The sequence below is a fragment of the uncultured Roseobacter sp. genome (genome assembly GCF_947493125.1).
Taxonomy (GTDB): domain Bacteria; phylum Pseudomonadota; class Alphaproteobacteria; order Rhodobacterales; family Rhodobacteraceae; genus Roseobacter.
The window spans coordinates 15,101-27,598 of sequence record NZ_CANLQB010000009.1 but is presented as its reverse complement, the minus strand read 5'-3'; the positions used below and the strand labels follow the sequence as shown (position 1 = coordinate 27,598).

Genomic DNA, 12,498 nt, shown 5'->3' with positions numbered 1-12,498 from the left:
TGCGTTCGATTTCAGATCGTGAGAGGATGCGTCCGGCCGCGCGCCACCGCCTGGCGCGACCGGAGGCGCCGAGACCTATTCGGCAGGCCGCAGCGCCTGCACCTCTTCATCCGACGGCAGGTAGTCCGCGCCGTCCTTGTACTCCCAGTCGACCATCACGCCGCGCCCGTCGCGCACCGTCGTCGTGCCGACATAGGCACCCGCGGTCGATTGATTGTCGATGGAGCGGTAGGTGATCTCACCCATGGGTGTCGCCAGCTGCAGATCCTCAAAGGCCGCACGGATCGCCTCCGTCTCGGTCGATCCGGCTTTTTCCAGGGCTGCGACGATGGACTGCACGGTCATGTATCCGACCAGAGACCCAAGGCGGGGGTGATCATCGTATTCGGCCTGATAGGCCGCCACGAATTCGCCTTCGGGCCCGCTGTCAAGATCATACCAGGGATAGCCCGTCACGGTCCAACCTTCGGGGGCCTCCTCGCCAAGCGGGTCGATGTACTCCGGCTCGCCAGACAGCAGACCATAGACGTTGCGCCCGTCAAAAAGCCCGCGATCAGTGCCTTCGCGGACGAATTTCGCAAGATCCGGGCCGAAGGTCACGTTGTAGATGGCGTCGGGCTTGGCGCGCTCCAGCGCCTGAACCTCGGCGCCCGCGTCGATCTTGAAGACCGCCGGCCATTGCTCTGCGACGAACTCCACGTCCGGGCGCAGCTTGGTCAGCGCCGATTTGAAGGCCGCCACGGCATCTTTGCCATAGGCGTAGTTCGGCGCGATGGTGGCGTATTTCACGGCATCGGTCTTGGCCGCGGCCTCGGCCAGCATCGAGGCCTGCATGTACGTCGAGGCGCGCAGGCGGAAGGTATAGGGGTTGCCCGCACTCCAGACCAGCGCATCGGCCAGCGGCTCGGAGGCGAGATAGACATAACCCTTCTCCGCCGCGTAGGAGGAGATGGCGAGGCCCACGTTCGACAGGATCGTCCCGGTCAGCATCACAGCGCCTTCACTGGTCATCAGCTCTTCGGCGATCTTGATCGCCTCACCGGGCTTGCCCTGGTCGTCCCGGAAGACGAATTCAATCGGGCGGCCCAGAACGCCCCCGGCGGCATTCACCTCCTTGAGCCGCAGCTCGATCCCTTTCTTGTAGGGCTCGGCAAAGGCCGCGAGGCGCTTGTAGTGGTTGATCTCGCCGATGATGATCGGGTCTTCGGCATGCGCCACCTTGGCCAGCGGCAGCGCGGCCAGAGTGGCCACGCCCAGCAGGGTTTTCAAAAAGGTCTTGCGCTTCATAGAGTTCTCTCCGTGTTGGCGATGACGTCAGTCATGTTGGACGAAGACAGGGGCGACGGGCTCGCCCAGATCTTCGACAGCTTCCGCTTCGATCAGCTCTCTGATTCTCTTGCGGTAGACATTGGGGCCCTTGTCGATGGCGATCCGCACGGGTCTGCGGGTCTGGGGCCGTTGCTCTGCAATATGGATCGCTTCGAGGATGTCCTTGTCTTCCTGAAAGGCCGCCGCCAGCAAGGCGTCCATCCGAGCCGAGGCAGCCTCATCCCCCACGGCGGTGTTGCGCAGGTGCATCCAGTGGTCGATGGTCTCGTTCTCATTCACCGGCGTGACGAAGTGCAGGGCAAAGACGCGGACGCCCCGATGGCGCTCGTCCTCGGGGCAGTTCTCCGATGTGTCGATGCTGCCAAAATCGATCACCGCCGTCGAGGGCAGATGCAAATCGTAATAGTGCCAGCGGTCGACATTGCCGTCGAAGCCGCCAAAGGCCTGGAAGAACCCGACGGGGGGCGCATCGCGGATCCAGCGCCAGGCCCGGATGATCGAGCCGGAGGTGGAGACATGCACCGGGATGTCCTCCGAGGAGGCATTGCCCAGCGTCGTGGGATGCACAAAGCTCACATGCGCCGGGTCCACCAGGTTTTCAGCCACATTCAGATAATGCGCCTCGATATGCAGGTGCCCGCCGTGATGCAGGTGCCAGCCGTCCTGCGACAGCTCGGGAATATCGAAAATGGCGGCCGGGTCGGCGGCGGCGGGGTCGCCCATCCAGACCCAGACAACACCGTGCCGCTCTTCCACCGGGAAGGACGGGACATTCGCACTCTTTGGGGTGTTGTCCTGCCCGGGCACCCGGACGCAGGTGCCGAAGCCATCGAAGGTCATGCCGTGATAGCCGCATTGGATCGCATCGCCGACCAGCTTGCCCTTGGACAGCGGCAACAGCCGGTGCGGGCAGCGGTCTTCCAGCGCGTGCAAGGCGCCACGGCTGTCCCGAAACATCACGAGGGGGATGCCGACAATTTCCACCGGCTGTACCGAATGGGCGAACTCCGTCGACCATCCCGCTACGTACCAGCTGTTTCGCACGAACCCCATTGCGTCTTCCGCTCCCTGATGCTTTTTCAGAACATTGAGGGACATTAATCATTTTCTGTCAAACAAAAATTGTTAGCGTACGAATGTTATTGGTGCTGTGCTGCGGTGTGGTTATCCCTTGGGCGTTGATCTCAAAACCATATCGACAGCGGGCCAGAACCCGCTCGACCGTCACACCAGACGGGCTCTGATCCTAGTCAACGAACGCGCGCTCGACGACAAAAGTGTCGGGCCGGTTGTTCGACCCTTCGACCAGTCCAAATCCCTCCAGGGCGGCTTTGGTGTCCTTCAGCATTTCCATTGATCCGCAGATCATCCCGCGGTCTCTCTCGGGCGTGATCGGGTCAACGCCCAGATCGTTGAAGAGCTGGCCCGACGCCATCAGATCGGTGATCCGGCCCCGCACCGGAAAGTCCTCGCGGGTGACCGTGCAATAGTGGCGCAGCCGCTGCGCCATCTCGCCCACAAGCGGGTCCTCCTTCACCGCCGCCGCCAGATCCTGCCCATAGCGCAGCTCGGCCACCGTTCGGCAGGTCTGCGTCAGGATCACCTCGTCGAATTTCTCATAGGTCTCGGGGTCGCGGATCAGGCTCGCAAAGGGTGCGATGCCCGTTCCGGTCGAGAACATCCAGAGCCGCTTGCCCGGCAACAGCGCATCAAGGACCAGGGTACCCGTCGGTTTCTTCCGCATCAGCACGGTGTCGCCCTCCCTGATCTTCTGCAGGTGCTCGGTCAGCGGCCCGCCCGGCACCTTGATCGAATAGAACTCCAACGCGTCGTCCCAGCTGGGCGAGGCCACGGAATAGGCGCGAAACACCGGCTTTTCCGCATTGGGCAGCCCGATCATCAAGAACTCACCGGACCGGAACCGAAAGGACGCAGGCCGCGTGATGCGGAACCTGAAGAGCCGGTCGGTGTAATGCGCGACCTCCGTGACCGTCTGGGCGAAGACCCCGGCGGGGATCGGGAACCCGTCCGATGTCTGCGTGGAATCCAGGGCCATGATCTCTCCTTTCGCTTTATCGATATTTCATTCGTATACAAACGACTTTATACCAGTCTTAGCGAGCCCGTCCCACCGCTGTCAAGCTTGGATGCGCCGCGCTATTTGGCTTGACGCGCAGTCGCGGAGTATGTTGGCATACAAACAAATATGCGGAGGGCGCGATGGACAAGCTGGTCATACGGAATATCGGTCAGATCCTGTCGGGGAAGTTCGAAGACCCGATCTTCGACGGGGATTGCCTCGTGGCCGTGGATGGCAGGATCGAAGCCTGGGGTGCAGAGACCGACCTAGACTGCGACGGCGCCACAAGCGAGGTCGACGCCAAGGGGGTCACCCTGGCGCCCGGTCTCATCGACAGCCATGTCCACCCGGTTGTGGGCGACTACACCCCGCGCCAGCAGCAGTTGCACTGGATCGACAGCACGCTGCACGGCGGCGTGACCACGATGATCTCGGCCGGTGAAGTGCATATGCCGGGGCGCCCCAAGGATATCGTCGGCCTGAAGGCGATGTCGATCGCCGCACAGCGCTGGTACGAGAACTTCCGCCCCTCCGGCGTCAAGGTTCACGCGGGCGCCCCTGTGATCGAAGAAGGCATGGTCGAGGAGGATTTTGCCGAGATGGCCAAGGCGGGCGTCAAGTATCTGGGCGAGGTTGGCCTCGGCACCGTCAAGGACGGCAAGACCGCCCAGCAGATGGTCAGCTGGGCCCGCAAATACGGGATGCAGTCCACGATCCACACCGGCGGCCCGTCGATCCCCGGATCGGGCCTGATTGATGCGGATATGGTGATCGAAACCGGCACCGACGTGATCGGTCACATCAACGGCGGGCATTCCGCCCTGCCAGACGATCAGATCATCTGCCTCTGCGAGACCTGCAGCTCCGCCTTCGAGATCGTGCACAACGGAAACGAGCGCGCTGGCGTGCTGACCGTGAACACCGCGCGCGAACTCGACAAGCTGGATCAGGTGATCCTGGGCACCGACGGGCCTGCCGGGTCCGGCGTGCAGCCCCTGGGGATCTTGCGGATGATCGCCATGCTCTCGGCCTTCGGCAACGTGCCCGCGGCGCAGGCCTTCTGCTTTGGCACCGGCAACACGGCCCGGCAGCGCAATCTGGATGTGGGGCTGATCGAAAAGGGCTATGCGGCGGATTTCGTCTTGCTCGATCAGGCCCAGCATTCGCCGGGCAAGACGATGCTGGAAAGCGTGGAGCAGGGCAATTTGCCCGGGGTCGGCATGACGATCATCGATGGCATCGTGCGCACCACCCGGTCGCGCAACACGCCCCCGGCGAACCGCTTCCCCGAGGCGGTCAGGTAACCGCTAGCAGATCTTGCGCAAGAGACGCGCAAGGGTCTTGCGCTCACCGGCTGAGAGCGGGGCCAGCGTCTCTTCGGTGATCCGCAGCCCATCCGCCTTGAGGTCCGCAATCAGCGCAGCCCCCGTCTCTGTCAGGCAGATGTTCGATCGCCGCTTGTCGCCGGGGTCGGGCTTGGCGGCCACAAGACCTTTGGCCTTGAGCCGGTCCACCACCCCCTTGATCGTCGCCACATCCATTGCCGCCAGGCGGCCCAGGTGGTTTTGCGATACCTGCTCGTGTTCGGAAATCCGGATCAGGGTCGAAAACTGCGTCGGCGTCAGCCCGTCCGAGATCTGCGCCTGAAAGATCGCCGCATGGCGCTGGCCTGCCAGCCGCAGCAGATACCCGATCTGCTCGTCCAGCACATAGTCCGGGTCAAGCGTCACAGTCTCCGCGTGTTTGCTCATGGCCTATCGCAATCCGTCTTTGCCCTCGGCCTCTTCATGCGTCAGGCCCCCCACCCGTGGCAAGGGGCGCCCGCTGTCGGTGACCGCGACAGCCACGAGGATCTCATTGGCCCGCGGCGCATCATTGAGCCGGACCTCGATCCCGTCGAAATGGCTGCGCACATAGGCCGCGTCCTTGTGGCCCAGTGGGACGTCCAGAACCTGACCGGGGCTGCCCATCTTCTTGGATGAGGGCACAAGGGCAGCACCCTTCTCAACCTCCTTGCGCAGCGGCGCGCCGAGCTTGGGGTGCAGCAGCGCGGCGGCATGCTCCAGCTCACCATTCTCGCCGACCATCGCGGCTTTGCCATAGCTCTCCGCCTGTTCCGGCGTGATCCCCAGCGCCTCCACGCATCTCCGGCCCAGAAGTGCGCCCAGCTCCGCACCGATCTCCATCAGCGGGCTCAGGTCCTCTTCATAGTGCCCTGCAAAAGGGTTTTCGATCACCGCCGCCGCGACGGCCTTGCGGGTCGCCGGAGAGATGGCACGACCAATCTCGATGTGCGTTTCTTCCACAGTGACGGCGATTTTTCGGATCTTCGCACTCATCTGAGACCATCCTTTCCTTCGATATCAGCGACGGCCAGACCACCCACCCGCGCGTGGATCCGCGGCCCCGTGGTCATGACCAGCACCAGCGCCATCTCACCCGCTTTGGGCGCATCGCTCAAACCCACCTCCATCGCGTCAAAATGGCTGCGCACGTAGGAGGCGTTGATATGGGTGATCGGCACATCCAGCCGCCCGCCCACGCCCACGACCTTCTTGGTGGACGGCACGATGGCGTTGGAATTGTCCAGCAGTTCCCGCATCGCATAGCCGCCCGGCACATGCCAGAGCGCGCCGTGCTCAAGCTCGCCCGCCTCGCCGACCAGCGCGCCCTTGCCATAACCCTCGACCTGTGCAGCCCCGCCCAAAAGGTCCACCAGCCGCTGCGCCATCGACAGCCCCAGCGGTTTGAGGTCATCCATGAACCACTGGATATCGGGCTCATACCTGCCGGCGAAGGGGTTCTCGATCACGGCGATGCCCGCCGCCCGTTTCAGCACGCGGTCGGGCGCCGGGCCACCCTCGTGAAAGATCTCTTCGACCGAAAAGGCCGTCTTGCGGAGGAGAATGTCAGGCATGGGCGGGCTCCTTGTCGGCCACGGAAAGCCGCGGCCCGTCTGTCAGATCGGCATGGGCATGCAGGAACAGGGCGGCGTCGGTGATCAGACCCGCCGCGGTGAAGGCATCCGCGACGCGGCGGCCCGCGCCCAAGGCTCGGGCGCACTCGGCGTCGGTCAGGGGTCCGCAGCCCGCCACCACAGGCCGCGCGCCCAGGTCGCTGTCCTCCATCAGCGCGTTCGCCGGACGGCGGCGTATGGCCGGGTGGCCCGGCAGATCAACCGAGTTGGCAATCAGGGTGGCCGCCACATCCGCCTGCGCGGCGCAGGGCGCGAGTACCGTGACGCTGTCGGCGATCCCGAGGCTGTGGCTGCGCCCGTGCCGCCCACTGGTGGCGATGCCGCCGACACCTTCCCCCGCGCGCAGGACAATTCGGCCCAAGCCGCGCCCGGTATGGTCCGACATCATCAGCCGAAACTGCGCATCCCCCTCGAGATGCAGCGCGATGTCGCCGCCGTTGTTCACAAAGGCCCGCGCCAGCTCGGCCTGCGACACCATTGCCGCCAGAACCTCATCCGCCACCGCACCCGCAACGGCGGCCATGCGGGTGAAGAAGACATCCCCCGGCACGCCCAGCGCCGCCCTGTGCATCCGCCGGGCAACAGCCCCCGTCGGCATCGCCAGGGCCTGAGACATCTCGGCCCGCAGGGCCGGCAACTCGGCGACCAATGCGTCCAGAATGGTCTCAAAACGGGCCACCGCCGCCTCGAACGCCACCCGCCGCTGCCCCTCCGCGCCGATGATCAGATCAATAGGCCCGTGCTGCAGATGCAGGCGCTGCCCGTCGGGCAGAAGATGCGCGGTCAGCCCCACGCCGCTCACCCCTTCCCGGACCAGCGAAAGTTGCGCCGCGCCATCGGGTCATGCGCGCTGTCGTTCTGTGCGACGTGACGGGCCGCGTCGCGGTTCACGTCATCCGCAGCCCTCATGTGATCCACATGACCGCCCAGAGCGGCATAGTCGCTGACGCGCAGGGTGAACTCGATCGGCGCCACCAGCGCCGGGGTCGGAACATATCCGAACGACTGTGTCGGCATGTCCAGCACATCCACCATAACCGTGATCCCGCCACCCGGCCAGACATAGGCATCGGCCCCGCCGCAGGACACATGGGTCAGGCTCTCCTTGACCGAGCGGGTCAGCCGCACCGGGTTTTCCGTCACCCCCGCCCGCAGGCTGCCACCCGCGCCACCCATGAAGAGCACCGAACAGACCGACGGCTCGCAGTTCTCCGCGATCAGATCCGCCGAGGCCTTCAGCTGTGCGGGCGCAGGCCTGGGCCGGGGCGCCAGATCGGCGTCCAGCTCGAAATAGGCGTATTGCTCCCCGGTGGTCGACACCATCAACAGCCGCAACCCCTCCCAGGCGATCTTGGGATTGAACGGCCCAAGGATGGTCAGCGGATCCTCGATATCCGTGCCACCCCAGCCGGTGCCGGGCTCGGCCACCTGAAAGTAGCGCCCGGGCGTCGACCGGCGGCCCTTGATCTTGATCCCCGTGGCCGGCACATCCAGCTGCTTGCCGGTCTCATGCTCGGACAGCACACCGGTGATATGGTCATCGACGACAACCACCTCATCCACATGGCCGATCCACTGCTTGGGGAACATCCCGATGGTGGCCGAGCCGCAGCCCACGCGCATCAGGTTCTCGGTCACGCCATTGATGATCGGCGGTTTGCCCGCCTCCACCACCAGCTCGGTCTCATGCCCCGGCTCACCGATGACCATGGTCACCGCCTCGCGGTTGCAAAGCCGCATCAGCGCATCGCAGGTCACGCGCCCTTCCTTCTTGGACCCGCCGGTGAGGTGTTCGACGCCGCCAAGCGACAGCATCTTGGAGCCGTACTCCGAGGTCGTCACATGCCCGATCGGCTCGCCCTCGACCCGCACGACATCGCATTCGTGGCCGATATGACGGTCGGTGTCGATCTTCACCTTCACACCGCAATAGCTGAAAATGCCTTCGGTCACGACCGTAACCATGTCGACCCCCTCGACATCCTGGCTCACGATAAAGGGGGCGGGCTTGTAATCAGGGTACGTGGTGCCCGCGCCCACCGCCGTCACGAAGGGGCGACCGCCCTTGATGATGTCGCCATCCCACGGATCCTCCGTCCCGCTCGGCATGAAGGGCACCAGCTTCTGATCCGCATTCTGGATGATCGTCAGCGGGTCCAGGCGCACCAGCGTCCCGCCGTGGTTGGCATAGCGGTCACAGGCGCCGGATTTGCCGTCAGCGATGTAGCACATCACCGGGCAGGCATCGCAGCGGATCTTCTCGGGCTTCAGATCGTCTTTCATGACGCGCCTTTCAGAATGGCCGCGCGCACCCGCCCAGGCGTGGCGGGCACCTGCGTTAGCCGCACACCCGTCGCCGCCTCGATCGCATTGAGCAGTGCGGGCGCCGTTGGGATCAGCACATGCTCGCCCAACCCCTTCGCCCCATGGGGGCCATGCGGGTCGGGTTCTTCGATGATCAGCGTCTCGATGGGCGGCACATCCCCGATGGTCGGGATCAGATAGTCGTGCAGGTTCTCGGTGCGTCCGGGGATGTATTCTTCCATCAGCGCCATGCCGAGCCCCTGCGCAATTCCGCCGTGCACCTGGCCCTCCACCAGCATCGGGTTGATGGCCCGGCCCACATCATGCGCCGCGACAAAGCGGACCGGTCTGACCGTGCCCATCTCGGTGTCGACCTCGACCACCGCCAGATGGGCCGCATAGCCAAACTGCGCGTAAGGCGCGCCCTGGCCATTGGCATCCAGCGGTTCCGTCGGCGGATCATAGGTTTCCTCGGCACAGAACACATAGCCATGAGCATCCAAGGGCATCTCCGAGAGATCCAGCGCGTGCACCCCTTCCGCATCTTCGGCCAGCACCGCACCGGGCGCGAGGCTCAGGGCAGCATCCGGGCCCACGTTGATCTTCTCCAGAATCTGCGCCCGCAACGCCGCGCCGGACCGCTCAGCCGCGTTGCCCGACACATAGGTCTGGCGCGAGGCCGAGGTCTTGCCGGCATCCGGCGTGATATCCGTATCGGCCCCGACCCGCGCGACCTGCGCCACCGGCACGCCAAGCGCCTGCGCAAAGATCTGGGTGATCACGGTGTTCGAGCCCTGCCCGATGTCCACGGCGCCCTGATGCAGCACGACGCGACCATCGGGCGTGATCCCTGACTTGATCGTCGACGGGTTCGGCAAGGACGTATTCCCGCAGCCGTACCAGCCCCCCGCAACGCCGACCCCACGCTTCAGCGTCGCGTTGCGGCTGTTGAAGGCCGCCGCCTCGGCACGCTCCCGCGCCCAGGCAGGCCGCAGGGCCGTCAGGCAGGCCTTGATCCCCACGCCCTGCTCGAACACCTGCCCGCAAACCGTCGGCACGCCGTTCTCCAGCGCATTGGCTATCCGGAACTCCAGAGGATCGAGGCCCAGTTTCTCCGCCAGCTCGTCAAACAGGCTCTCCTGGGCGATGGCGGACTGCGGCACGCCAAAGCCCCGAAAGGCCCCGGCAGGCGGGTTGTTGGTATGGATGCCCTTGGATTCTGCGCGGTAATCCGTCACCGCATATGGCCCGGAGGCATGCACCGGCACACGATTGGCCACGGTCGGCCCCCAGCTGGCATAGGCACCGGTGTCGAACTCTCCATAGAAGCTGACACCGCGGATCGTGCCATCCCGGTCTGCGCCGATCCGCAGCGTGATGTCCGACGGATGGCGCTTGGTCGAGCTTTGCATCGACTCCACGCGCGCATACCGCATCCGCACCGGCTGCCCGGTCTTGAGTGCCGCGATGGCCAGAAACGGCTGCACCGTCAGATCCAGTTTGGAGCCAAAGCCCCCTCCGATGCCCGTGGGCACGATCCGGATCCGGGAGGCGTCCATCCCCAGAATGACCTCCAGCGCCTCGCGGTCCATGATCGGCGCCTGCGTGCAGGCGTGCACTTCAAGGCGGCCCTCGACCACCTGGGCAAAACCGGCCTCGGGCTCGATATAGGCATGTTCGACAAATCCGCTGCGGAACCGCCCCTCGACCACCACATCGGCCTGTGCCAGCGCAGCCTCGGCATCCCCGCGCGCGACAAACCCGCCGCACATCACATTCTGCGCGCGGCCCGCGTGAAGCTCTGCCGCCTCGGGCGCCTGCGCGGATTGTATGTCGTTCACAGCCGGGAGAGCGTGCCAGGTCACAGGGAAGCTCTCAAGGTCGAGCCCTGCGAGGATCTCCGGCGCGGCGACGATGGCCGCCACCGCCTCGCCGCGAAACCGCGTCGTCCCTTCTGCAAAGACAGGCTGGTCGACGAATTGCGGGATCACGCCGAAGAGGTTCCGCCCCGGCACATCCGCCGCCGTCAGGATCGCCACGAGGCCATGCGCCGCCGCAAAGCCGTCCAGATCGCCGAAGTCGAACCTCGCATGGTGATATGGCGCGCGGATCACAACGATCTCCGGGCAGCCTGCGTGGGCCACGTCGTCGCCATAGGCCAGCGCGCCCGACATCTTCGCCTCCGCATCCACATGCGGGATCGGCGCCCCGACCCGGTCGCTCTCTTCCGTTGTCATCGCAGGCACGCCCATCACGGCGTCAATGATCTTGCGATACCCGGTACAGCGGCACAGCACGCCACCCAGAGCCTCCTGCACCTCCTCTTCCGATGGCGCGGTCCGCGCGCGCAGAAGCGCCGTCGCCGAGATCATCATCCCTGGCGTACAGATCCCGCATTGCGCCGCCCCGTGGCCCCTGAAGCTCTGCACCAGAGCTTTGGCCGTCGGATCGCTTTCATAAAGCCCGGCCCAGGTGTCGACCTCGCGGCCCTGCACCTGATGCGCCGGCGTCAGGCAGGCACAGACGGGCTGGCCATCGAGCAGGACAGTGCAGGCCCCGCAATCGCCGGCATCGCAGCCGACCTTCACATCCCGGGCTCCTAGCTCCTCGCGCAACACTTCGGACAGGCGCTGGCCGGGCGCCGGCGCGGCCATCACATCCGCCTGATTGAGCCGGAAGGCCAGCGTCGGATGGATGAAATCCTTGCTCATCGGGTGCCCGCCGCCCGGATCGCCCGGACAATCTGGGCGCCCACCGCATCCAACCTGTAGGACGCCGCGCCGCGAACGTCGTCAATCGGGGAGAGCGGCGCGAGGTGGGTCTCGGTCACAGTGACCGCGTCGGGCGACAGGCCGATCACCTCCTGCTCCAATGAGCGCAAGCGCTGCGCGACGGCGGAACAGGCACCAACCGCAATCCGGGCGTCGGAAATCCGGCCCTGCGCATCAACCGCGACCGCCGCGGCGGTCATGCAGATGGAAATCACCAGATACCGGCGCGCGCCAAGCTTCTCAAAGGCGCCGCGCATGCCGTCCGGCTGTGCAGGGATCCAGATGGCCGTGACCAACTCATCCGCCTCCAGAGCCGTCCGGCGCACACCGGTCAGGAACGCCTCGAGCGGCACCCGCCGCACTCCTCTTGCAGCGCTGGCGATCTCGACCTGCGCGTCGAGCGTCATCAGCGCGGGCACCCCGTCGGCGGCAGGTGACGCATTGCAGATATTCCCGGCCAGCGTGCCCGCGTTCTGGATCTGAATGCTGCCGACCTCTTTCGCCGCGGCCTTGAGCCCGTCAAACACCGGCGGCAGATCCGCTCTGACGATATCGCTCCAGGTGACCGCGGCACCAAATCGGCTGCCCTCCGGCCCGTGCGACACCTCCGTAAACCCGGCAATCCGCGTGACATCCAGATAGCGCTCGGCCGCCGGTCTCCGGCCCCGGGCGGGATAGACATCCGTGCCCCCCGCCACAATCTGCCCCGGCTCACCGGCCAGGTGGCTCAAGGCGTCCGTCAGACTGTCCGGAGCGAAATAGCTCACGCGAGACCTCACGCATAAATTTGTTCGTATGCAAATGATAGGATCGGCACGTGCCAGCTGTCAACGCCGTTTAGGATCAACCCACAGCCGCGCGATCCGTCGATGCTTTGCAAAACAGAAGGCCTGCGCCGCCTGTGCCGCCTCACCCCGGCCTTTCGGTGCGGTCACATGGTGGGGATGCTTCCACGACAGTGAGGCAGGAAGCACGGCTCACTGGCCGGGCACGAAGCCCTGACCGCCGATGGACCCATCGCCAACCAAGACCGCGCG

Annotated in this window: 11 protein-coding genes; 1 reads left to right on the top strand and 10 read right to left on the bottom strand. The window is 65.3% G+C overall.

Features of this window, described 5'->3' with window-relative positions; translation table 11 throughout:
* Window positions 1-75 precede the first annotated feature (75 nt).
* The 3 genes from Q1A71_RS18630 to Q1A71_RS18620 all read right to left on the bottom strand — a co-directional run bounded on the left by Q1A71_RS18630 (window position 76) and on the right by Q1A71_RS18620 (window position 3,385).
* A complete protein-coding gene (locus Q1A71_RS18630; protein WP_299679975.1) occupies window positions 76-1,287 on the bottom strand; it encodes an ABC transporter substrate-binding protein in 1,212 nt (403 codons plus the stop codon).
* A 27-nt stretch (window positions 1,288-1,314) separates the two neighbouring features.
* Window positions 1,315-2,382, bottom strand: a complete 1,068-nt coding sequence (locus Q1A71_RS18625; RefSeq protein WP_299680602.1) for an aromatic ring-hydroxylating dioxygenase subunit alpha — start codon at window positions 2,380-2,382, stop codon at window positions 1,315-1,317.
* Window positions 2,383-2,575: 193 nt separating this feature from the next.
* Window positions 2,576-3,385 (bottom strand): ferredoxin--NADP reductase, encoded by an 810-nt coding sequence (locus Q1A71_RS18620; protein WP_299679972.1) that lies wholly within the window; start codon window positions 3,383-3,385, stop codon window positions 2,576-2,578.
* A gap of 164 nt (window positions 3,386-3,549) precedes the next feature.
* Here Q1A71_RS18620 and Q1A71_RS18615 point away from each other — a divergent pair, with 164 nt between their 5' ends.
* Window positions 3,550-4,713, top strand: a complete 1,164-nt coding sequence (locus Q1A71_RS18615; RefSeq protein WP_299679969.1) for an amidohydrolase family protein — start codon at window positions 3,550-3,552, stop codon at window positions 4,711-4,713.
* A 3-nt stretch (window positions 4,714-4,716) separates the two neighbouring features.
* Here Q1A71_RS18615 and Q1A71_RS18610 read toward each other — a convergent pair whose 3' ends face one another.
* From Q1A71_RS18610 to Q1A71_RS18580, 7 genes are read right to left on the bottom strand one after another with little or no spacing between them, the layout of a single operon-like run.
* Window positions 4,717-5,160: a MarR family transcriptional regulator gene (locus Q1A71_RS18610; protein ID WP_299679966.1), complete on the bottom strand. Its 444-nt coding sequence runs from the start codon at window positions 5,158-5,160 to the stop codon at window positions 4,717-4,719.
* Window positions 5,161-5,163: 3 nt separating this feature from the next.
* Window positions 5,164-5,748, bottom strand: a complete 585-nt coding sequence (locus Q1A71_RS18605) for an amino acid synthesis family protein (RefSeq protein ID WP_299679963.1) — start codon at window positions 5,746-5,748, stop codon at window positions 5,164-5,166.
* A complete protein-coding gene (locus Q1A71_RS18600; protein ID WP_299679960.1) occupies window positions 5,745-6,326 on the bottom strand; it encodes an amino acid synthesis family protein in 582 nt (193 codons plus the stop codon). The genes Q1A71_RS18605 and Q1A71_RS18600 overlap by 4 nt, the downstream gene beginning before the upstream one ends.
* Window positions 6,319-7,179: a UPF0280 family protein gene (locus tag Q1A71_RS18595; RefSeq protein ID WP_299679957.1), complete on the bottom strand. Its 861-nt coding sequence runs from the start codon at window positions 7,177-7,179 to the stop codon at window positions 6,319-6,321. The genes Q1A71_RS18600 and Q1A71_RS18595 overlap by 8 nt, the downstream gene beginning before the upstream one ends.
* Before the next feature lie 5 nt (window positions 7,180-7,184).
* Entirely contained in the window at window positions 7,185-8,669 is a 1,485-nt protein-coding gene (locus tag Q1A71_RS18590; RefSeq protein WP_299679954.1) for a 6-hydroxynicotinate reductase, read from the bottom strand.
* Window positions 8,666-11,344 carry a molybdopterin cofactor-binding domain-containing protein gene (locus Q1A71_RS18585; RefSeq protein ID WP_299680600.1) on the bottom strand — a complete coding sequence of 893 codons (2,679 nt, stop codon included), beginning with the start codon at window positions 11,342-11,344 and terminating at the stop codon, window positions 8,666-8,668. The genes Q1A71_RS18590 and Q1A71_RS18585 overlap by 4 nt, the downstream gene beginning before the upstream one ends.
* A 53-nt stretch (window positions 11,345-11,397) precedes the next feature.
* Window positions 11,398-12,228: an FAD binding domain-containing protein gene (locus tag Q1A71_RS18580; protein WP_299679951.1), complete on the bottom strand. Its 831-nt coding sequence runs from the start codon at window positions 12,226-12,228 to the stop codon at window positions 11,398-11,400.
* Window positions 12,229-12,498 lie beyond the last annotated feature (270 nt).

What these genes read in the sequence shown, in the direction of transcription:
- Q1A71_RS18630 (WP_299679975.1), bottom strand. Translation starts at nt 1,287, where the DNA reads ATGAAGCGCAAGACCTTTTTGAAAACCCTGCTGGGCGTGGCCACTCTG.
- Q1A71_RS18625 (WP_299680602.1), bottom strand. Translation starts at nt 2,382, where the DNA reads ATGGGGTTCGTGCGAAACAGCTGGTACGTAGCGGGATGGTCGACGGAG.
- Q1A71_RS18620 (WP_299679972.1), bottom strand. Translation starts at nt 3,385, where the DNA reads ATGGCCCTGGATTCCACGCAGACATCGGACGGGTTCCCGATCCCCGCC.
- Q1A71_RS18615 (WP_299679969.1), top strand. Translation starts at nt 3,550, where the DNA reads ATGGACAAGCTGGTCATACGGAATATCGGTCAGATCCTGTCGGGGAAG.
- Q1A71_RS18610 (WP_299679966.1), bottom strand. Translation starts at nt 5,160, where the DNA reads ATGAGCAAACACGCGGAGACTGTGACGCTTGACCCGGACTATGTGCTG.
- Q1A71_RS18605 (WP_299679963.1), bottom strand. Translation starts at nt 5,748, where the DNA reads ATGAGTGCGAAGATCCGAAAAATCGCCGTCACTGTGGAAGAAACGCAC.
- Q1A71_RS18600 (WP_299679960.1), bottom strand. Translation starts at nt 6,326, where the DNA reads ATGCCTGACATTCTCCTCCGCAAGACGGCCTTTTCGGTCGAAGAGATC.
- Q1A71_RS18590 (WP_299679954.1), bottom strand. Translation starts at nt 8,669, where the DNA reads ATGAAAGACGATCTGAAGCCCGAGAAGATCCGCTGCGATGCCTGCCCG.
- Q1A71_RS18585 (WP_299680600.1), bottom strand. Translation starts at nt 11,344, where the DNA reads ATGGCCGCGCCGGCGCCCGGCCAGCGCCTGTCCGAAGTGTTGCGCGAG.